The 20,915-nt window shown below is 51.7% G+C and carries 16 protein-coding genes; 12 read left to right on the forward strand and 4 right to left on the reverse strand.

Annotation, left to right across the window (positions count from 1 at the left end):
• Window positions 1–150: 150 nt before the first annotated feature.
• Window positions 151–1,098 (reverse strand): DMT family transporter, encoded by a 948-nt coding sequence (locus C6I21_RS09180; RefSeq protein ID WP_105959172.1) that lies wholly within the window; start codon window positions 1,096–1,098, stop codon window positions 151–153.
• A 240-nt stretch (window positions 1,099–1,338) separates the two neighbouring features.
• Between C6I21_RS09180 and C6I21_RS09185 the strand changes: the two genes are divergently transcribed.
• From C6I21_RS09185 to cysC, 8 genes are all read left to right on the forward strand, one after another.
• Complete coding sequence (locus tag C6I21_RS09185) at window positions 1,339–2,115, forward strand: alpha/beta fold hydrolase (RefSeq protein ID WP_105959173.1); 777 nt, start codon at window positions 1,339–1,341, stop codon at window positions 2,113–2,115.
• Window positions 2,112–3,707, forward strand: coding sequence for a UDP-N-acetylmuramoyl-tripeptide--D-alanyl-D-alanine ligase (locus tag C6I21_RS09190; RefSeq protein ID WP_245411586.1), 1,596 nt, complete (start codon window positions 2,112–2,114; stop codon window positions 3,705–3,707). Before C6I21_RS09185 ends, C6I21_RS09190 begins: the two co-directional genes overlap by 4 nt.
• Before the next feature lie 53 nt (window positions 3,708–3,760).
• A complete protein-coding gene (locus C6I21_RS09195; protein ID WP_105959174.1) occupies window positions 3,761–4,960 on the forward strand; it encodes a D-alanine--D-alanine ligase family protein in 1,200 nt (399 codons plus the stop codon).
• A 92-nt stretch (window positions 4,961–5,052) separates the two neighbouring features.
• Entirely contained in the window at window positions 5,053–5,868 is an 816-nt protein-coding gene (locus tag C6I21_RS09200; protein WP_105959175.1) for a putative capsular polysaccharide synthesis family protein, read from the forward strand.
• A 57-nt stretch (window positions 5,869–5,925) separates the two neighbouring features.
• On the forward strand, window positions 5,926–7,452 hold the full coding sequence (murJ, locus tag C6I21_RS09205) for a murein biosynthesis integral membrane protein MurJ (protein ID WP_105959176.1): 1,527 nt from the start codon (window positions 5,926–5,928) through the stop codon (window positions 7,450–7,452).
• Complete coding sequence (gene cysQ / locus C6I21_RS09210; RefSeq protein WP_245411587.1) at window positions 7,449–8,288, forward strand: 3'(2'),5'-bisphosphate nucleotidase CysQ; 840 nt, start codon at window positions 7,449–7,451, stop codon at window positions 8,286–8,288. The genes murJ and cysQ overlap by 4 nt, the downstream gene beginning before the upstream one ends.
• Window positions 8,278–9,183 (forward strand): sulfate adenylyltransferase subunit CysD, encoded by a 906-nt coding sequence (gene cysD / locus C6I21_RS09215; protein WP_105959177.1) that lies wholly within the window; start codon window positions 8,278–8,280, stop codon window positions 9,181–9,183. Before cysQ ends, cysD begins: the two co-directional genes overlap by 11 nt.
• On the forward strand, window positions 9,183–11,009 hold the full coding sequence (gene cysC / locus C6I21_RS09220; RefSeq protein ID WP_105959178.1) for an adenylyl-sulfate kinase: 1,827 nt from the start codon (window positions 9,183–9,185) through the stop codon (window positions 11,007–11,009). The genes cysD and cysC overlap by 1 nt, the downstream gene beginning before the upstream one ends.
• Before the next feature lie 163 nt (window positions 11,010–11,172).
• Here cysC and C6I21_RS09225 read toward each other — a convergent pair whose 3' ends face one another.
• Complete coding sequence (locus C6I21_RS09225; RefSeq protein WP_142393246.1) at window positions 11,173–12,249, reverse strand: ATP-grasp domain-containing protein; 1,077 nt, start codon at window positions 12,247–12,249, stop codon at window positions 11,173–11,175.
• 206 nt (window positions 12,250–12,455) lie between these two features.
• On the opposite strand from C6I21_RS09225, the gene C6I21_RS09230 reads away from it, so the two are divergent.
• Window positions 12,456–14,717 (forward strand): glycoside hydrolase family 65 protein, encoded by a 2,262-nt coding sequence (locus C6I21_RS09230; protein WP_105959180.1) that lies wholly within the window; start codon window positions 12,456–12,458, stop codon window positions 14,715–14,717.
• 78 nt (window positions 14,718–14,795) lie between these two features.
• On the opposite strand, the gene C6I21_RS09235 is transcribed toward C6I21_RS09230, so the two are convergent.
• A complete protein-coding gene (locus C6I21_RS09235) occupies window positions 14,796–15,584 on the reverse strand; it encodes an HAD family hydrolase (RefSeq protein WP_105959181.1) in 789 nt (262 codons plus the stop codon).
• Between the two features lie 180 nt (window positions 15,585–15,764).
• Between C6I21_RS09235 and C6I21_RS09240 the strand changes: the two genes are divergently transcribed.
• Both C6I21_RS09240 and C6I21_RS09245 read left to right on the forward strand, forming a co-directional pair.
• The gene (locus tag C6I21_RS09240) at window positions 15,765–17,387 is read left to right on the forward strand and encodes an O-acetylhomoserine aminocarboxypropyltransferase/cysteine synthase family protein (RefSeq protein WP_245411588.1); all 1,623 of its coding nucleotides are present in this window, start codon (window positions 15,765–15,767) and stop codon (window positions 17,385–17,387) included.
• 56 nt (window positions 17,388–17,443) lie between these two features.
• Window positions 17,444–18,082: a hypothetical protein gene (locus C6I21_RS09245; protein WP_142393247.1), complete on the forward strand. Its 639-nt coding sequence runs from the start codon at window positions 17,444–17,446 to the stop codon at window positions 18,080–18,082.
• A gap of 40 nt (window positions 18,083–18,122) precedes the next feature.
• Here C6I21_RS09245 and C6I21_RS09250 read toward each other — a convergent pair whose 3' ends face one another.
• Window positions 18,123–18,905: a hypothetical protein gene (locus C6I21_RS09250; protein WP_181186197.1), complete on the reverse strand. Its 783-nt coding sequence runs from the start codon at window positions 18,903–18,905 to the stop codon at window positions 18,123–18,125.
• A gap of 253 nt (window positions 18,906–19,158) precedes the next feature.
• On the opposite strand from C6I21_RS09250, the gene C6I21_RS09255 reads away from it, so the two are divergent.
• Complete coding sequence (locus C6I21_RS09255) at window positions 19,159–20,901, forward strand: methyl-accepting chemotaxis protein (protein ID WP_181186198.1); 1,743 nt, start codon at window positions 19,159–19,161, stop codon at window positions 20,899–20,901.
• The last annotated feature ends 14 nt before the right edge of the window (window positions 20,902–20,915 follow it).

Genomic DNA, 20,915 nt, shown 5'->3' on the forward strand with positions numbered 1-20,915 from the left:
CCGCTTTCCAAGTAGTAAACTAAGTATAGACGATCATCCGGGAAAAAGGGAGAAAAAAAGACAAAGAAGACTAGAAACGTCCACAAGGACGTTTCTAGTCTTCATCAAGGACTTTTTCAGTGGCCCCATAGACGTACAGCCGGCTTTTTTCTACATATGCTGTCTGTGTGTTTCCTGATCGTGTGCGCCGGCCGCATGTATTTCCTGCGGTCCGGGATCCCGGCGGCGACGGCGGATCTGAACGGTCAACAGAACAGAAGCGAGGACGAGAATCATACCGAGCGCCTGCCAGAGTGTCACCGCATCGCGGTACAGCAGGACGCCGATAATGATCGCCACCACCGGTTCGACAGTGGAAAGAATAGCCGCCCGTCCGGATTCAATCCATTTCAGGCCGGCGGTATAGAAAATGTAGGCGAGAACGGTCGCAAAAACGGCGAGACCGGCGCCATAGAAAAAGACGGTGCCGGTAAACAGGTCCGCTTTCTCCCAGAGCCTGCTCGTCGGCAGTAGAAACAGAGAGCCGAAAAGCATAGAGTAGACGGTGATTGTCAGGGAATGATACCGGCCGCTTACATATTTTCCGAAAATGGAATAAAGTGCGTAAAAGAAGCCTGAGAGAACGCCGTACAGAATGGTCATTCCGGAGATGCTGAGCGAACCAGCCGGCAGAAAGCCGACGGTGAACGCACACCCGGCGAGCATCAGGATCAGTGCTCCGATCTTCCGGAGCGTCACCGGTTCTCCGAATGTAAACCGGGAAATCAGCGCGACGAAGACGGGTCCGGTGTATAAAAGGACAACCGCCAGGGAAATCGAGGCGTCCTGTATCACGGTAAAGAAAAAATAATTAAAAAAAGCGATGCTGATGATGCCGGTGCCGATAAAAAAGGGTATATCACGGGCCTGGATGCGCAGCATCTGCGGGTTTTTCCCTGCGAGAAACAGCGTCAGAATAACGGCGGAAAAAATCAGCCGGATCCCGACTACTTCCCATGGAGTGAAACCGGCGCTGTTCAGTTCATTTACAAACAATCCCGTTGTGCCCCAGAGCGCTGCGCCGAGGATGACGGATAAATAGGCGGTTTTTGTCGTCACGTGCCTCTACCTCCTGCTTTGTCACTTCATATGTCCTTACTCATTGTAATACGGAATGATTTGGAAAAAAAGGGCCTGAGTCCTTGCACTCAGTTCCAGAGTACTGCTTCTGTGAACGCAAAGAATATGATAAAATGGAACATTGGAACGGGGCCTGCTGTGAAGGTCTGAATCAGTCTGTATCAAGCGTCGTTTTCCAGGGGGCGCATGAAGGAATGGAAGAGAGAGGAAGTTCATGCTATGTACATAGAATTGGAATATGGAAAACTGAATTATGAAAAAAGCGGATCCGGCCCACCGGTTATTCTGCTTCATGGCTGGGGGGCGAATATCGGCGCGATGTCACCGATCCAGCGGGGGCTGGAGGGCGATTTTACCGTGTATTCACTGGATCTACCCGGTTTTGGAGACAGCGAAGAGCCTCCGGAGCAGTGGGGAATTGCCGATTACTGTGACGTTCTGCGCGACTTTATCGACAAACTATCGATTGAAAATCCGATTCTTATCGGACATTCGTTCGGCGGCAGAATGTCGATTTACTATACGGCAACTTACGGCGGCGTGCACAAGGTGATTCTCGTTGACAGCGCCGGCATCAAACCGAAGCGGAAATTTTCCTACCACGTGAAAGTCTCCACGTATAAAGCGGCGAAAAAAATGCTGAAGCTGCCCGGGTTAAAACACCGGGAGGAGGAACTTCTGCAGAAGCTGAAAGGGAAGTTCGGTTCAGCGGATTACAAAGGAACCAGCGGCATCATGCAGCAGACGATGGTGAAAGTCGTCAACGAGGACCTGCAGCATCTGATGCCGGATATGAAATGTCCTGTTCTACTCATTTTCGGGGAGCAGGATACCGCGACGCCGGTTTCAGACGGAAAGCGGATGGAAGAGCTTATTCCCGATGCCGGACTCGTCGTGTTAAACCAGGCCGGGCACTACGCCTACCTGGATCAGCCGCAGCAGTTTCAGGCGGTTATACATTCATTTCTTGAAAAAGATAAAAGGAGCCGGACATGATTCAATTGTATATTTTTCTCATCATAATGCTGGTCGGCTGGATTCTTCCAGTCACTCTGAAAGTAAAACGGAGCGTTCACATGCTCCAGCAGAACTCCTACCGTAATGAGCGGTTCAGCAAATGGATTTCTGAAAACACGTCGAAAGTCATCCAGCCGGTGGAGGTGCTTTATGCCGCGCCGTTTCTGCTGCTCGTTTTCACCCGTTCGGATGTGCTGCTTCTCGCCTTTTCCGCCGGGGTCTTTCTCATCGTTTTCGCGGTGATCTACAGCACGAGACCGGAGGAGAAAAAGAAGCTCGTGTACACGAAGCGGGTGCAGCGGCTTCTTGGGGTAACCTATGCGGTATACCTTCTCATTGCATCCATTGCGATCGTCCTTTCGGCATTCATCCACGTCATGGCAGCCTACGCGCTGCTCGCACTGTCGGCGATGCTGCCATTTACGGTCATGAAGCTCGTGAACACGATCAATACGCCGATCGAAGGACGCATTAACGAAGGATTTGTCAATGACGCCAAACGGCTGCTGAAAGCGTCCCCGGACCTGAAAGTAATCGGTATTACAGGCAGCTTCGGGAAAACGAGTGTCAAACACTTTGTGCACGCCGTTTTGTCAGCCAAGTACAATGTGCTGATGACGCCGGAAAGCTACAACACGCGTCTCGGTGTGACGAGAACGATCAATGAACAGCTGAAGCCCTACCATGAAGTGTTTATCGCGGAAATGGGAGCGAAACAGGAAGGGGATATCCAGGAGATCTGCGACATCGTCGGTCAGGAATACGGTATTCTGACGGCTGTCGGCGAGCAGCATCTGGAGACGTTTAAGACGTTGGACAACATTAAAAAGACGAAGCATGAAATCATTGAAACACTTCCGGAGTACGGCGTCGGCATTTTAAACATGGATGATGAAAATATCATGTCCCATAAAGCAGAGAATCCGGCGCGGCGAGTGTACTACGGCATTGACCGGGAGGATGCGGACATCCGCGCGTCGGATATTTCCTACAGTGCGCGGGGGATGTCGTTTACGATTACGCTGAAGGACGGGACGACGGAAACATTCCGCACCCGCCTGCTCGGAAAACATAATATCTACAATGTCATGGCGGCTGTCGCTGTCGGTCTGGAAATGGGCATGACGCTTTCCCAGATGGCAGCGCCCGTGAAAAATATCGCTCCAGTGCCGCATCGTCTGGAACTGAAGCCGACAAACGGCAACATTACGATTATCGATGACAGCTTCAATTCCAACCCCGTCGGCTCGAAAATGGCCGTCGATGTGCTCGGACAGATGGACGGGCGCAGAATGCTTGTCACACCGGGGATGATTGAGCTCGGAGATAAAGAATATGAGCTGAATCGGGAATGGGCCAGATACGCTGCCGGGAAGTGCGATTATATTATTTTAGTCGGACCGAAGCAGACGAAGCCGCTTCAGGACGGTCTTGCCGAAGCGGGGTATCCGGAGGAGCAGTTCTACATTGCCAAAGACTTAAACGACGCCATTCAGCATATGCATCAGGTGGCTGTCGATAAAACGATTGTCCTGCTGGAAAACGACCTGCCGGACACCTTTTTAGAGTAGAAAACAAGAAAAACAACCAGGGAACGTACCAACTGACAGAGGATGGTGGAGGAATGAAAACGCGCGTAGCAGTAATTTTCGGCGGTATTTCCGTCGAGCATGAAGTATCGGTAATCTCCGCACTGCAGGCAGTGCAGAACATGAACAGCGAAAAATATGAGATCACCCCGATTTACATTTCCAAAGACCGCAAATGGTATACCGGGGACGTGCTTTTGGATATTGAAAACTACAAAGATCTGAAAAAACTGATGCAGGAAGCACAGCCGGTCCGCATGCAGCGTACGGCGGACAGCCGGGTGATCGTGGAGAAAGATCCGCGCCCGCGCTTCGGGAAAGCAGAACTTGCGGAAGTGGACGTGGCGTTTCCAGTCATTCACGGAACGTTTGGGGAAGATGGTGTCCTTCAGGGATACCTGGAGCTGCTCGGTCTTCCGTACGTCGGCTGTGATGTAATTTCTTCCGGTGCCGGCATGGATAAAGTGCTGATGAAGCGGATTTACCGCGATGCCCAGCTGCCGATCCTCGACTTCGTGACGTTTTACTCCTCCCAGTGGAATGACGATAACACCGGCTGGCTGAATCAGATTGAAGAGAGTATCGGTTATCCCGTCATCGTAAAACCAGCAAACCTCGGATCGAGTGTCGGCATCAGTAAAGCGGAAAACCGGGAAGAACTCGAAGAAGCGATTGACCTCGCGCAGCGCTTTGCACAGAAACTGGTCGTGGAGCCGATGGTCTCCAACATGACCGAAGTGAACTGTTCGGTCGTCGGCGATCCGTCGGAAGTGGAAGCGTCCGTCTGTGAGCAGGTGCTAGGAACCGATGAATTTTTATCCTACGAGGATAAATACACCGGCGGCGGCAAAGACGGCGGTTCAAGTAAAGGCATGGAATCGACCAACCGGGTTATTCCTGCAGAAATCGGCGAAGGAAAAACCGCGGAAGTGCAGCGCCTTGCGAAAGCAGCCTTTCAAACACTCGGCGCAAGCGGTGTTGCCCGGATTGATTTTATTATCGATGAAAATTCAGGCACCGTTTATATTAATGAAATTAATACCATTCCGGGATCGCTGTCTTTCTACCTCTGGGAACCTGCAGGCCGTCCGTATCCAGAGCTGATCGACCGGCTGATTCAGCTGGCATTAAAGCGCGAGCGCGAGCGCGGCCAGCTGATGTTTTCGATCGACTCCAACTTGTTCTCGATGCAGAACGGCGGCGCGAAAGGAAGCAAAGGATCCAAGCAGTCCTGATCTCATAGGGAACGTTCGTCAAAACGCCATGATGACCAGAAACCGTCATCGTGGCGTTTTGTCCTATTAAATAAATAAAGGAGAAGATACGTATGCTGAATAAAGTACGCTATTTTAAAAAGATGTACATAGATAACCCGAAGCTCGTCGTCATTCATCAAATGGGCAAAGTCGGTTCGACGACTCTGGTCGAAACGCTGAAAGAAAAAAACTGGCAGCCGTTTCATGTCCACAGCTTCCGCACGCCTCTCTCCACCTCGATGTATGAACAGTACCGCTCCACGCGGTATTACCGCACACCTTTATACCGTCTGCGCTATTTTCTCCGCCACCGCCTCGTTGAAATGTTGTTAAAGCAGCGTAAAAAAGTAAAAATTATCTCCCTTGTCCGTGAGCCGGTTTCCCGGAACCAGTCGATGTATTTCCACGCGTTTCATGTGCCTCTCATGGGGATGAATAAATATCAGGATAACCGGCAGGAAGATGCCGTGAATATAGAAGCCTTCCGCAGAGACTTCTATAAGCGCTTCAATCATCTTTACGGGAACCGCTGGTTTGATCAGGAGTTTGCCCGTATCTGGGACGTGAACGTGTATGCCTATCCTTTCGATCAGGAAAAAGGATATACGCGGATCCAGTCCGGCAATAAAGATATTCTGCTCGTGCAGATGGAAAAATTAAATGACCTGGAACAAGTGCTGGCGGATTTTCTAGGGGAAGAAGATCTCACGCTCACCCAGGCAAACAGCGGCTCCAAAAAATGGTATCATGCAGTATATAAAGAATTTAAGCAGAAGGCGGATCCAAGTAAAGAATATGTGGACCAGCTCTATGATACGAAGTATATGAACCACTTTTATTCAAAAGAAGATCAGGAGAAGGGGCGGAACCGGTTTCTCCGGAGCTGATGACGAAAGCAGGAAAGCCGGCTGCCGCCGCCGGGATGGGAAAGCAGGAATGACATAATGAAAAAAACCGTTGTCCTTATGATGCTGTTAACGATTGTTTCGAAAGTGATCGGATTTCTCCGCGATGTGACGCTCGCCTATTTTTACGGTACGTCCGGAGTCAGTGATGCGTACTTAATTTCATTGACTGTCCCTGTCGTTTTATTCGGCATGGTGGCGAAAGGAGTTTCCACCGGCTATATTCCGATGATCAGCCGTCTGGAGACGGAAAAAGGACCGCAGGCGGTTGTCCGATTTACAAACAACCTAATCTGGATGCTGCTTCTCGGCAGTACGGTGCTGATCGGCGCTGCGTGGATATTTGCTGAACCACTCGTGCTCGTTTTCGCGAGCGGGTTCACCGGGGAGACGCTCGAATTGGCTGTCTACTTTACGCGCGTGACGCTCGTTGGCATTTACTTCACGATTTTTATCCGGATTCTGAGTGCGTACTTAAACTACCAGCAGCTCTTCGCCGTGCCGAATCTGCTTGGTATTCCGATGAGTCTTATCGTGATTACGTCCATCGTACTCAGTGCAGAATTCGACATGCCGGAACTGCTGGCGTACGGGTTTGTCGCTGCTCTTTTTGTGCAGTGGCTCATCCTGCTCGGCTTTTCCTTTGCGAAAAAATTCAAATGGAAGCTGGTGCTGGATCCGAAAGATCCGGAGCTTCGGAAAATGGCAGTGCTGGCGCTTCCGGTCATCCTCGGTTCGTCTGTGCAGCAGATTAATAAGCTCGTCGACCGGACACTGGCTTCTCAAGTAACCGTCGGCGGTATATCTGCGTTAAACTATGCCCATACGCTCACGAACTTTGTTCACGGCGTATTTGTGATCTCGATTACGACGGTTATGTTTCCAAGTATTTCGAAGCAGGCAGCGGGCGGGAAAAAGAAATCTTTCCGCTCTACGATTGAGCAGGGATTTCTCGGAACGGCGATGCTGACCATTCCGGCTTCTGCCGCTGTTCTCGTTCTTGCAGAGCCGATTGTCCGGCTGCTGTTTGACCGGGGTGCATTTGACGCCGAGGCAGTCACTCTCACGTCCGGGGCCTTTTTCTTCTACGCGCTTGGAATGACAGGCACCGGCCTCCGGGTCGTTTTATCCCAATCGTTTTATGCGCTGCAGGATACACGCACACCGATGATAAACGCGGCGATTGCGATGGGAGTTAATATCGTGCTGAATTTTCTGCTGGCGCCTGTGATGGGAATCAGCGGACTGGCACTGGCAACGAGTATTTCCGCTGTTTTTTGTGCGGTGCTGTTGTACATGCAGCTGCAGAAACAGGTGGATCTGCGGCTCGGCAGGCTGGTCCGGTCGCTTGTGTTAATTACTGCAGCTTCCGCTGTCATGGCTTTCGCTGCGGGCAGTTTGTATACCACGCTGGCACCGCTTACTGAAATTGGCGCGCTTTCCGCTGCAGCTGCAGTCGGAGCGGTCCTTTACTTTTTGATTTTATATGTATGCAAATTTGAAACGCTCCTCCGGGCTGTGGACGGAATCCGCCGGAGAGTGGCGAACAGGAGGCAGGACCCGTGAAGGAAACATTAACGGAAATGATTGAACTCTCGATTGCTGCAGGCCAGGCGATTATGGAAATTTATGATGAAGAAGACATGGAGGTGGAGCGGAAGCAGGATGACTCGCCGCTCACGAAAGCCGATAAACAGGCACATGAACTGCTGTTCCAAGGTCTTCGTATGTTTGCACCGGACATTCCGGTACTGAGTGAAGAAGGGGATCATCCTGCTTACACCACACGGCGCTCGTGGGATCGCTGCTTCGTCGTCGACCCGTTAGACGGAACGAAAGAATTTTTGAAGCGGAACGGGGAATTTACGGTAAACACGGCGCTTGTGGAGAACGGAGTGCCGGTACTCGGCGTCATTTATGCGCCGGCGCTCGACCTGCTTTATTTTGCTGACATAAACGAAGGAAGCTTCAAGGCGGAACAGGCGTCGTTAAAAAGCTGGTCCAGTGACGCTGTTTTCCGCCTCGGCTATCCGCTTCCGCTGGAGACGACGAATGAACTGACAGCGCTTGTCAGCCGTTCCCATCCGTCGGAGGAAACCCAGCAGATGCTTGCGAAGCTGGAGGAAGCCTACGGCTCACTTCAAAAAGCGAATGTCGGCAGTTCGCTGAAGCTCTGCTATATCGCCGAAGGAAAAGCGGATATTTATCCGCGTATGGTACCGACAATGGAATGGGATACAGCAGCCGGCCAGGCAATCGTGGAGGCAGCCGGAGGGGAAGTGCTCGTTTATCCGTCCGGAGAGAAGCTGATGTACAACAAAGAAGATCTGAAGAACCCGTACTTTACAGCAAAAAGAAAAACGATTTCTCTTCCGAAAGGAGTTTTTCACAATGACCGATAAGCTGCGGAGCCATCTCGACGCACTGGAAGCCGAGGCAGTTTACATCATTCGTGAAGTAGCTGCGGAATGCGAAAATCCTGTCATGCTCTATTCGATTGGAAAAGACAGCTCGGTTATGCTTCATCTTGCATTAAAAGCTTTTTATCCGGAGAAGCCTCCGTTTCCATTTATGCATATCGATACAACATGGAAGTTTAAAGAGATGACAGCGTTCCGCGACAGAAAGGCGGAAGAACTTGGGATAGAGATGCTTGTTCATTCCAATGAAGAGGGGATCCGGGAAGGCGTGAACCCATTTGATCACGGCGCGGCCTACACCGACATTATGAAAACAGAAGCGTTGAAACAGGGGCTGGATCAATACGGCTTTGATGCAGCGTTCGGCGGCGGCAGAAGAGATGAAGAGAAGTCCCGTGCGAAGGAACGTATTTTTTCGTTCCGCAATGAACATCACGCCTGGGATCCAAAAAATCAGAAGCCCGAAATGTGGAAATTGTACAACACACGCATTCATAAAGGGGAAAGTATGCGTGTCTTTCCTCTTTCCAACTGGACGGAAAAAGATATCTGGCAGTATATCCGCCGGGAAAACATTGATATTGTGCCTCTCTACTTTGCCAAAGAACGGCCGGTGGTGGAGCGGAGCGGCAACATTGTTATGGTGGATGACGACCGTATGCCGATCGGAGAAGGGGAGGAAGTCGAATATAAAAAAGTCCGTTTCCGGACGCTCGGCTGCTATCCGCTCACCGGAGGCGTGGAGTCCAATGCGGATACACTGGATGCGGTTATTGACGAAACGCTTGGAGCCGTCAGCTCTGAACGGACGAGCCGTGTGATTGACCACGAAGGAAGCGGCAGTATGGAGCGGCGGAAACGGGAGGGATACTTTTAATGGAGCAGCTTCTTCGATTTATTACGTGTGGAAGTGTCGACGACGGAAAATCGACATTGATCGGTCATCTTTTATACGATGCCAAACTATTATATGCAGATCAGGAGCGGGCGCTCGAACTCGACAGCCGGGTCGGAAGCCGTGGTGGAGAGATCGACTATTCGCTGCTTCTGGACGGCCTGACAGCGGAGCGGGAGCAGGGAATTACCATCGATGCCGCCTACCGCTATTTCACGACAGATAAGCGCTCGTTCATTGTGGCAGATACGCCCGGTCACGAAGAATATACGCGGAATATGGCTGTTGGGGCCTCCACTGCAGATGCGGCGGTACTGCTCGTCGATGCGTCCAAAGGGATCAGTACTCAGACGAGGCGCCATGCACGCATCTGTTCGCTGATGGGAATTCGTCATTTTATCCTCGCAGTGAATAAAATGGATTTAATTGATTTTGATGCAGAACGATTTGCACAGATTGAGCAGGATTTCCGCCGGTATACAGCGTCGTTTTCCATTCAGTCGATTCAGGTGATTCCGGTTTCTGCAACAGATGGGGACAACGTGACGAAAGCGTCCTCGCGAATGCCGTGGTATAAAGGAGCGCCTTTGCTGCAGACGCTGGAAACGCTGCAGACAGAAAGGGAAATGACGGATCGGCCGTTTGTCCTTCCGGTACAGCGCGTGTCCAGACCGGACAGCGGCTTCCGCGGTTTCCAGGGGCAGGTGGAGTCCGGCACGATCCATACAGGAAGTACGATTTATTCGTTTCCGAGCGGAGAACAGGCTTCGGTGGAGAATATTCTCCGCGGGGATGAGAAAGTGCAGGAAGTGACCGCGGGCGATCCGGTCACGATTCAGCTCGACCGGGAAGTGGATGTCTCCCGTGGATGCGTGCTGAGTGAACGCCCGCTTATCAATGCGGATGAGCTGGAGGCGGATATTCTCTGGATGGATGATACGCCGCTGGTTACGGGAAGGTCGTACCTGCTGAAACTCGGTACGAGAACTGTTCCAGCCCAGGTTTCAGAGATCAAGCATCAAATTGATATTCATTCCGGCGAGCCTGTGCCGGCTTCCAAACTTTATAAAAATGAGCTTGCTCTCGTCACCCTCCAGCTGAATGAGCCCTCGCCGGCAGAGCGGTTTGATGAACATCCTGTACTCGGGTCCTTCATATTAATGGACCGTCTGAGCAACATGACTTCCGCCTGCGGCGTTGTGGAGAAAACGGCATCGCGGAAAGAAAATATTCAGTGGCAGGAAACAGAAATCGGGAGAGCGTACCGGGCGGAGCAGAAAGCGCAGCAGCCGGCTGCCATCTGGTTTACCGGACTCTCCGGATCGGGGAAATCCACGCTTGCGGATGAACTGGAAAAGCGCCTTGCAGCGATGGGGAAGCATACGATGCTTCTTGATGGAGATAACCTCCGTCATGGTCTGAACAGCAACCTCGGTTTTTCTGAGGGGGACCGTGTAGAAAACATCCGCCGGGCGGCAGAAACAGCAAAGCTGATGAATGATGCCGGCCTGATCGTTCTGGCTTCCTTTATTTCACCATTTAAAAAAGACCGGCGCCGTGCCCGGGAAATTATTGGCGGAGCATTCCTGGAAGTATACGTCAGTACGCCGCTGGATGTATGTGAACAACGGGACACAAAAGGCTTGTACGCCAAAGCACGCAGTGGTGAAATCAGCAGCTTTACCGGCATTTCGAGTCCGTATGAAACGCCGGAAGCGCCGGAGCTGACAGTGGATACTTCTACAGGGACGCTCGAAGAACAGGTGGAGCAAATCATCAGCATACTTATGCAGAAGGACATGATCTGATCCTGCCTGAAGCAAAAAAGCGGATGAACTGCATCATATGAAAAAGCCGGACGATCCTGAAGCGCATTGCAGCGTTTCAACATCGTCCGGCTTCTTTGTTTTTGAAATATCCCGGATATCGTATGGTCAGGGGGGATCATCCTGTTCCGATCTCCGTGTACTTCTATTCTTTCGATCCCGGTATGGACAGATTTTCCGCCAGCTGCTCCGGGAAAGGGTCTTTGCCGTTCTCCTCCATAAAAAACTGATCCCGGTAGCGCACCATCCGCGTGTTCCATTTAGGAGATATCTCCGGACATTCTCCGTCCAGGCTGCAGCGGAGCGCGATTTCAGGAAAATTCACGCCGGCTCCGAGACTCATAATCTGACTGCCGCAGAAGCGCGGATTCAAATCTGTAAGCAGATACTCTCCGTCCTGCTCCATGAACTGCAGATTTAAAAAGCCGTCCGTCATGAAAAGCGTACCGACTTCTTCAGCTAGTTTCATCAGCTGCTGATCCTCCACAACGACTCCATCCAGCACGATACCGCTTGCGACGCCGCTCCGGCGCCTCGGAATCACCGCGCACGCTTTTCCGCGGTGCAGATACATATCGACGCTGTATTCCTGACCGGCGAGGTACTCCATCAGCATTTTTCTGCCGTGGTGCGGGATGGCCGCGTAGTCCTCTTCCCAGACGACACTTTTCTTTCCCTCGGAAAGCGCCTGGAGGTATCCTTCTTTATCTGTAAGAAGAGCAAAACCGAGTGCTCCGTGGGCGTTTGTATCTTTTGCAACGGTGTATCTGGTGTCTGAAAAACGCATCAGCGCTTTCCGGAGTTCCTCGTTGGTATGAAAAAGCGTATACCGCGGTATGTGCTTTTTCATGCCATGAGCTTCCATAAACGCGTAGGCTTCGCCTTTATCCGTCATTCGGTTTACCGATTGTGTAACCGGTGCGATAGAGCGGGACGGAATCTCTCCACGGCGCCGGTGGTAAATATCGATTTCCTCGTGAAGGGACGGGAATACTAAATCCACGTTCTCCTCCTGCACGATCCGCTGGATGTCCAGTATATACTGATCCTCATCGTGCACACTCGAAATTTGATAAAACCGGTCGCAGAAAGGTCTGCCTGCATTTACCTGCCGCCGGTCACAGCCGATGATCGTTACCCCATCGATCTCCCTCAGTCCGCGCATAACCCCCTGCGCTGTCGGACCGCCGATTCCGGTCACTACTACTCGTACTTGTTTCAATTGCCTTCACCTACTATTCTGCATCCCATAATATTTTCATTATACGTTTTTACGTAAGCAGTTACAAAGCAATTCCGCTATTTTCAGGAATTTAGAGATTCTCGGCAGACGACGCTGGATTTCCGATAGCGGAAAAGGGGCAGACTCTGATACAATAATTCATATGAAAAGGATTTCATACGTGTGGACAAGGAGGAGGATGCAAGATGAGCTGGAAGGTGACAAACAATGAACGCTCCCAGGATCAGCTGCTCGTAAATGAAAGTCTGTTTGCTCTTGGAAACGGTTTCCTCGGAGTGAGGGGAAATGTGGAGGAAGGGTATGGAGAGGGCATGATTTCCATCCGGGGGACGTATATTAATGCCTATCACGACGAAACGCCCATCGAATACGGGGAGAAGCTTCATGCTTTTCCGGAGACCCAGCAGAAGCTCGTTAACGGCATTGATGCGCAGACGATATACATTTCCGTTAATGGAGAGCGTTTTTCCATGTCTGCAGGCACCATCCACAGCTTCGAGCGGACTCTTCACATGGATAAGGGACAGCTCATTCGAAACGTGGACTGGGAGTCCCCGTCCGGTATCCGGATGAAGCTGATGTTTTCCCGGTTCGTTTCCATGACGACGAAAGAACTGTTTATGCAGCAGGTGGAGATTGAACCGGAGGAAGAAGCGGATATCGTTATTACGGCAGAAGTTAATGGCAGTGTCACAAACTTTTCCGACCCCGGCGATCCGCGGGTGGCAAGCGGGCATGCAGAAAGACTCCACGTTACCGACTGCCGTGCAGAAGGGCGGAGCCTGCTCGTCACAGACGAAACGTATGAAACAAAACTGGAAATGCATGTTCACTCTATGTCGGAAGTATCCGCGCCTGCTGACCGGACGACGGAAATAAAGGACGGGCGCGCGGCAGAACATTACTCGCTGAAGACAGGAGAACGGATCGTCTTCACCCGCTGGAATGTGTTCACAGATACGTACCGGCACGGGGAAAGCCTTCAGGAGCGGGCAGAAAATATCATTCGGAAATGCGGCTCTTTCGACGAGGAGGCGGCAAAGCAGCAGGCGTACTTGACACGTTTCTGGGAGGAGGCCGGTCTGAAAATTGAAGGGGATGATTCCCTTCAGCAGGGGCTCCGTTTTCATTTGTACCATCTGCTGCAGTCGGCAGGAAAAGACGGAGTCAGCAACATTCCGGCAAAAGGGCTTTCCGGCGAGGGCTATGAAGGGCATTATTTCTGGGATACGGAAATTTACATGCTGCCATTTTTCCAGATGACGCAGCCGGAGATCGCCCTGCAGTTGATAAAATACCGTTACTCTCTTCTCGGTGCAGCGAAAGACCGTGCCCGGGAGGTCGGGCATGAGAAAGGGGCACTTTTCCCGTGGCGGACGATCACCGGCGGCGAATGCTCCGCCTTTTTCCCGGCAGGTACAGCACAGTACCACATCAGTGCAGATATTGCTTACAGCTTTATTCAATACTACCTCGTCACCGGCGACATTTCATTTGTAGACGAGTATATGCTGGAAGTGCTGACGGAAGTGTCCCGGCTCTGGATGGATATGGGACACTACAAAGGCGGCACGTTCCGGATCGACGATGTAACAGGGCCGGATGAATATACGTGCATCGTCAACAATAACTATTATACGAACGTAATGGCGCGACACAGCCTCCAGTGGGCGGTGAAATCATGGGAGCTGATCGGTGGGGATGCAGCAACCGCGTGGAAAGAAAAGCTTCAGCTGGAAGAAGGAGAGCTTGCAGCATGGCAGGAAGCGGCAGACCGCATGTACCTGCCGTATAATGAAGAACACGGCATTCATGCGCAGGATGATACATTCCTCCAGAAAAAAGTATGGGATCTGGAGAATACACCGGACGAGAAGTTTCCTCTGCTGTTAAACTATCATCCGCTCACGCTGTACCGGTACCAGGTATGCAAGCAGGCGGACACGGTCCTCGGTCACTTCCTGCTGGAGGAAGGGGTCGATGAAGAGGTGATGCGCCGCTCCTACGATTACTATGAAAAAGTGACGACCCATGATTCGTCGCTTTCCTACTGTATTTTCAGTATGATGGCTGCCCGTCTCGGAGATACGGAGAAAGCGTACGATTACTTTATTAAAACGGCCCGTCTCGATATCGATAATACGCACAAAAACACGAAGGACGGACTGCACCTCGCCAATATGGGCGGAACGTGGCTTGCTCTCGTCTACGGCTTTGCAGGCCTCCGGGTGGATGAAAACGGCCTCCGCTTCCGGCCGGTGCTTCCCAAAGCATGGGAATCCATGGCTTTCCGTATCCGGTACCAGGGACGTTTTCTCGAAGTGGAACTCGGGCAGGATCAGATCACGTACCGGCTGCTGGATGGTGAAGACCTTTCTATCGATCACTTTGAAACAAGCGTAACGGTGCAGGCGGGAAAAGAAGTTCACGCTTCCTATCAGACGTAACACGGACTGCAGACGAAAAAAGCGGACGCTCCCTTTTCAGGGAAGATACGCTTTCGTTTTCGATTCCGCCGGGATTTGTCACTTCCCCTGCCTTATCAATTCAGGGAGTTCATGAAGGGAGCGGATTTCATGGTCAGCCTTTATGTCCGCATGCGGTGGATCGTCGAACCGGTTGAGCCATACGCTGCGGATTCCTGCCCGGCCTGCTCCGAGGATATCTGTTTTCGGATTGTCTCCGATCATCCACGTGTCTTCAGGGTGGGAGCCGCTTTTTTCGAGGGCATATTCAAACAGCGAAACATCCGGCTTGCCCCGGCCGAAATCGCCGGAAATAATGACATGATCAAAATAGGGGGCGATTTCCTTCGTAATGTCGAGCTTCAGGTTCTGCAGGCTCGGGGCTCCATTAGTGAGCAGCACGAGTGTGCAGGACTGCTTCAGCTCAGAAAGTACCGGATAGGCGTCTTCAAACACGAACGGTGACTGGATGCGGTACTTGATAAACTGCTGTGCCAGTTGTTCCGCTTCCGCGTCGGAAAGAATGGTTCCAAATGAAGAAAGAGCTTCCTGCCAGACGGTCCGCTGATAGCCGCGGATCATCCGGTTCATTTCCGGAAAGTCAAACGCCGGATCATCGAACGTTCCCCACAGCCCTTCAAACGGATTGATACCGATCATCTGAGTGAAGTCGTACACCTCGTATTCACTGTATCGTTTACGGGCAGTGCGGCGGACTTCGTTCTCCAGTTCGTCTGCATCCAGACCATATGTTCCGGCTGCATCGCTGCAGGTCCGGTTGAGCGCTGTCTGAATGCTTTTGGCATCCCATAAAATCGTATCGTCTAAATCAAAAAAAACAGATGTCATGCTTTCTCCTCCTTCACCTTTCTGCTTTACCAGTTTAAAGCAACGTGAATTTTCTGTAAATACATCTCGGAAAAGAAGGATATCGATGATTTCATCACGAAAGAAATCAAGTGAACGTTCTGCAGTATCGAAAATCGAAACGAAGGAGTCGATTCATGTATGGGTAAGAATATGGAACATATGGGACGCAGCACTCAGCTTCTGCACGCAGGGCAGGTACCGGACCCCGCAACCGGGGCGAGAGCGGTGCCGATTTACCAGACAACCTCGTACGTTTTTGAAGATACCGGTCATGCCGAGCGTCTGTTTTCGCTGGCAGAGCCCGGAAACATTTACAGCCGGATTATGAATCCGACAGTAGACGCATTTGAAAAGCGGATGGCGGTGCTTGAGGATGGCGTCGGAGCACTCGGTACATCCTCCGGAATGGCGGCCATTACGATGACGATTTTGAATCTGGCGTCAAGCGGCGACCACATCGTTGCTGCCTCCCACCTATACGGCGGGACGTACAATCTATTTGCGGTCACACTTCCGCGGTACGGGATTAATGTAACGTTCGTCGATATTTCCAATCCGGACGAAGTGGAAGGTGCCATTCAGGAGAATACGAAAGCGGTGTATGGGGAAACGATCGGAAATCCGGGCCTTTATGTCATGGATTTTCATACGATTTCTGACATTGCCCACAGCCATGGAATTCCGCTCGTCGTGGATAATACATTCGGTACACCGGCTGTCTGCCGTCCGCTGCAGCACGGAGCGGATATCGTCGTGCACTCGGCGACGAAATGGATCGGCGGGCACGGTACAACAATCGGCGGCGTCGTTGTAGACGGCGGACGGTTTACGTGGAACAAAGAGAAATTCCCTCATTTCCACGAACCGGACCCGAGCTACAACGGGCTTGTTTACAATGATCTCGGAGATATGGCGTTTATTCTCAAGTTGCGCGTGCAGCTCTTAAGAGATATCGGAGCTTCCCTGAGCCCGCAGAATGCGTTCCAGCTGCTCCAGGGACTGGAGACGCTTTCTCTGCGGATGGAGCGACACCAGCAGAATGCAAAGAAACTGGCTGAAGCGTTAAGCGGTCATCCCGGCGTTTCGTGGGTTAAGTATCCGGGACTTACCGAACACCCTGCGCATGAGCTTGCAGCGAAATACCTGGACGGCGGATACGGTGCCATCGTTAATTTCGGCATCGAAGGTGGAGTGGAGGCCGGACGCAAGCTGATCGACTCCATCACGCTCTGGTCGCACGTGGCCAATGTCGGCGATGCAAAAAGCCTGATTATCCACCCTGCTTCAACGACGCATCTGCAGCTGTCCCCTGAGGATCAGGACCGCTCCGGGGTAACACCGGATCTCGTCCGGCTGTCTGTCGGCCTGGAGCAGTTTGAAGATCTGTACGCGTCTCTTGCGGATGCGATTGCCGAAGCTACCGGCACCGACGCAGCGCTTCCGGAGGTGGATCCGCTCGCTCAGGCACGTCAGGCGGCGGTCGAACACACAGAAGACGGTCCGCGCCGGAGAGTGCTCGCTGCACTCACGTCGACGAGTGAATATACGAAAGCGTGGGAACGTCTTGGCTACCGGGTTCTGCCGGCAGGCTCTGAGGAGGCGCTCCGTGAACTGCAGCAGAATGGCGTTCATGTAGATTATGTGTATGCTCCGGAGGGGGCAGACAGTCTGACAGAGACTGCCTGCCGGCTGCTTCAGCCAAAAGGCGTGATTCATCATGGCACGCCGGATGTGGAAGCGAAAATTCCATCAGGTACGGCTTCCTTAGTCGACAAAAATTAACATCTCCATGTATTCTCTCTTCTTCAGCTGTAGTATACTAAAGAGTAGAGAGAGGGATGACCATGTGGCTGAAAATGACCGCAAGCCTGTTTATGATCACGACATTTGTACTTGGGGGAGTGCTCCTGTGGCTGCAGCTGACACAGGGCTCGATCCTTGCCGGAGGGGATGAGGAATCGTTCCAGCCGGAGGCGTCGTTTACGGATGCTTCGTATTACTATTTCCTCCCGGATGAAGAAATCGAGTCTTTGATCGACCGGGCTGTGACGTCTACAGAAGGAATCGGCAGCTACCAGCTTCCCGTGGAATACAACGGATTGAACAAGCCGGATGTGGCGTTTACGTATGCTTCCCCGCCTTCCCTCCGTGTCATGCTGGAAGCCGGTAGAGTGTATTCCTCGTACGGACGGATCCCGGGGGTTCAGGAAATGAAAGAAAAACTGAATGATGAATATTTCCCGATTCACGTGCGCTTTCATAAAAACCGGGCTTATGTCTATGATACGCAGCTGGAAACCAATGAAGCGACGGTGTATCCGGAAGAAACCGTGATCCGCGGAAACGGAGAGGAAGCGGTCCACTACTTTCACAAAAATGACCTTCCATTTGATGAGACGGCATCCCTTGTAGTGGAAGATTCGTCAGACGACGCTTATTTCATCAGCTATATACTGGATTTTTCCGCGTATAAATAGAAGACCGGCAGTGCTTTAAAAAGCGCTGCCGGTCTTCTTTCTATTCGGGTCCGTCCGCAGACGAGTTTAACTCAGGATAGTTTTCCTGAAGCTGCTCAAATACGTTCTGTTCGACTTCAAAGTACAGCTGATTCCATTCCTGCGTAGAGGAAGGATTTACTTCTGCATCTGCGGCTGCGTCCTCCCGGATCTGCTGCCAGATGAAGGATTTGGCGTACTGAAACTCCAGCTGCTGTGCAGAAAGCTCCGGATTTTCGGATTCCAGCACATCCAGAAGCACCTGCAGCTCTGTATCTTCCTGAAGTACCTGCTCTTCCTGTTCGTTCATATAGGCCTCAAAATTTTCCCGTGTGTAGGAAAAACCATAATCCTCTTCTGCGAACGTTCTCCAGGCATCCAGTTCGGCTGCTATCCATTCTGCGCTGGAAACCGTATTCTCCTCTTCCACAGCATAATCTTCCCCCTGCTGCTGGAACAGCGTATAGACATACGCATGTTCTTCAAAGGAAGCGCGGGAGAAAGCCTCTTCTTCCGACGGAGTGAACTCAGCCAGCGTCTCCTCTGCCTGTTCCCGCAGCTCTGAAGGGTCACCGGCATCAAACGAACCCTCGTTCGTTTCGCCTTCGATATCCATGTCTCCACTGTTCTGTGCGCCGGCTGTACTTCCCGGATCTTCCTCGGTAGAGGGCTCCGTTTCTTCTGCAGGGCTGACATCCTCCGTCTGGATTACCTGCTGCTCCCGGTCCATGACCACCAGAAGCGCGGACAGGCCGATCAGAATGATGAAGCCTGCAGCGAGTATGTATATTTTTTGTCTGGACATTGTGTCACCTCGTTCTAAGCATTTACCTCAAGAAAAGTATACCAGATTCGGGAATGAAAGAAAGCCACAGAATATTCATGATTCGGTAAGAGAATCATGCACGTCCACTATCACACAACAAAAGACTTATTTCAGAATGTTTTGTTGGATTTTCTGCCAGATAAAACACCATTTCGTAGAACTATGGTATGATAATGAAAACGACTATCGGTACATAATTCTCAAAAAATACAAATCATCAGGGGGTCATGGTATGCGGAAATCGTCAGTGAAACAGAAGATGATGGGAGCATTTGCGGTATTGATGCTGCTCTTTATTGCCGGGGCAGCAGTCACAGTCTGGCAGCTCAATCAAATAGAATCCGAATCGGAGCAGTTTTCACAGGACAACTCCCGTGCGCTGGAAATGACGGATGCAGCAGCGCTGATCCGCTCCCAGTTCATCGCAGCTTCCGATTTTGCACGGACGAATGGAGAGGCGTTTTCACAGGAAAGTTATAATGAAACGAATGCCCAAATCGAGGGAATTCTAGAGACGACTTCACAAGCATCCGGCGGAGAGCTTCTCGAACAAGTGGAGGCCATTCAGTCCGGGCTCGCGTCGTTTAATGAAACGGTCGGACGTATTCCGGAAAACAGCGGACCGCTTCAGAATCAGCGTCTCGATGAACTGGCAGAAGAACGTTCAATTATTGTGGACCAGGCACTTACTGCAGCAGATACGCTGCGGCAGAATGCAGCTCAGTCTGAGAGCAGTGTCAGTTCAATTATTCAGAGCAGTATCGTCACTTTTCTCATTGTAATCGGAGCCGTACTGTTACTGGGTGCTGTGTTATTTTATGTTCTGGCAGGTCGCATCTCCAGTTCATTAACCCAGGTCGTTCATACTGCTGAAGCCGTCAGCAGAGGCAGGTTGGATGTGGAAAAACTCCCCGAACATAACCGGGATGAAACCGGGAGAATGGGCGAAGCCGTCAACCGGATGGTCGATGAGCTGAAAAAAATGATCGGACACACGAGTACAACAGCAGAACAGGTAGCTGCCGGCTCTTCCCAGCTTCTTGCCGGTGCAGAGGAAGCAGGCAGGGCAACGGAAGAGATTACGCATTCGATCCAGGAAGTCGCGTCAGGATCCGAAAAACAGGTGGAGAAAGCGGCGGAAAGTGAAGCGGCCTTTGCCGGTATCAGCCGGACGATGCAGGACGTTTCCGCGATGATTCAGGAGGCAGAAGCCTCCAGCAGCCGGACAAAGGAAGAGGCAGCCTCCGGAAAAGAGGTGGTCGACGCCTCGGTCAAACAAATGAAAGAAGTGGAAGAAGTAACAGCATCACTCGAGAAAAGCATGACTGCACTCGAAGAGAAGTCGAGCCGGATCGGGAGTGTCATTTCTCTTATTACAGATATTGCAGAACAGACGAACCTGCTGGCACTGAACGCCGCCATTGAGGCAGCAAGAGCCGGAGAGCACGGCCGTGGATTTGCGGTCGTTGCAGATGAAGTCCGGAAGCTTGCCGAGCAGACTTCCTCCTCCACAGGAGAAATAACGAATCTGGTCGCCCAGATGCAGGAAAGTGTGCAGGAATCAGTGGAAATGACTCAGTCCGGCCGCAGCGCGGTTGCTTCCGGAGCAGAATTTGCGGCTTCGGCGGGCGGAACCTTTGCTGACGTTACCGGATCCGTCGATGCCATGTCCCGGAAGATGCGGGAAGCGGCAGCCTCGGTGGAAACGATGCAGGAAAAACTGCAGGAAGTCACCGGCGTCGTCCAGGAAAATACGGCGATTGCGGAACAATCTTCCGAGCATGCACAGAACGTTGCTGCAGCTGCCGAAGAGCAGACGGCATCGGTTCAGGAAATCCATGATTCTGCTGCGAGACTGGCACAGGCTGCAGAAAGTCTGGAGGTATCTCTCCAGGCATTTCATATGGAAGAGCTGGAAGAGACGGAAGAAACTGCGGACGAAGCGGAAGAAGAGATGGATCAGGCCGCTTCCTGACGACTGATTATTCA

It is taken from the genome of Alkalicoccus urumqiensis, from assembly GCF_002993335.1.
Lineage (GTDB): Bacteria > Bacillota > Bacilli > Bacillales > Salisediminibacteriaceae > Alkalicoccus > Alkalicoccus urumqiensis.

What these genes read in the sequence shown, in the direction of transcription:
- C6I21_RS09185 (WP_105959173.1), top strand. Translation starts at nt 1,339, where the DNA reads ATGTACATAGAATTGGAATATGGAAAACTGAATTATGAAAAAAGCGGA.
- C6I21_RS09190 (WP_245411586.1), top strand. Translation starts at nt 2,112, where the DNA reads ATGATTCAATTGTATATTTTTCTCATCATAATGCTGGTCGGCTGGATT.
- C6I21_RS09195 (WP_105959174.1), top strand. Translation starts at nt 3,761, where the DNA reads ATGAAAACGCGCGTAGCAGTAATTTTCGGCGGTATTTCCGTCGAGCAT.
- C6I21_RS09200 (WP_105959175.1), top strand. Translation starts at nt 5,053, where the DNA reads ATGCTGAATAAAGTACGCTATTTTAAAAAGATGTACATAGATAACCCG.
- murJ (WP_105959176.1), top strand. Translation starts at nt 5,926, where the DNA reads ATGAAAAAAACCGTTGTCCTTATGATGCTGTTAACGATTGTTTCGAAA.
- cysD (WP_105959177.1), top strand. Translation starts at nt 8,278, where the DNA reads ATGACCGATAAGCTGCGGAGCCATCTCGACGCACTGGAAGCCGAGGCA.
- cysC (WP_105959178.1), top strand. Translation starts at nt 9,183, where the DNA reads ATGGAGCAGCTTCTTCGATTTATTACGTGTGGAAGTGTCGACGACGGA.
- C6I21_RS09230 (WP_105959180.1), top strand. Translation starts at nt 12,456, where the DNA reads ATGAGCTGGAAGGTGACAAACAATGAACGCTCCCAGGATCAGCTGCTC.
- C6I21_RS09235 (WP_105959181.1), bottom strand. Translation starts at nt 15,584, where the DNA reads ATGACATCTGTTTTTTTTGATTTAGACGATACGATTTTATGGGATGCC.
- C6I21_RS09240 (WP_245411588.1), top strand. Translation starts at nt 15,765, where the DNA reads ATGGGACGCAGCACTCAGCTTCTGCACGCAGGGCAGGTACCGGACCCC.
- C6I21_RS09245 (WP_142393247.1), top strand. Translation starts at nt 17,444, where the DNA reads ATGACCATGTGGCTGAAAATGACCGCAAGCCTGTTTATGATCACGACA.
- C6I21_RS09250 (WP_181186197.1), bottom strand. Translation starts at nt 18,905, where the DNA reads ATGTCCAGACAAAAAATATACATACTCGCTGCAGGCTTCATCATTCTG.
- C6I21_RS09255 (WP_181186198.1), top strand. Translation starts at nt 19,159, where the DNA reads ATGCGGAAATCGTCAGTGAAACAGAAGATGATGGGAGCATTTGCGGTA.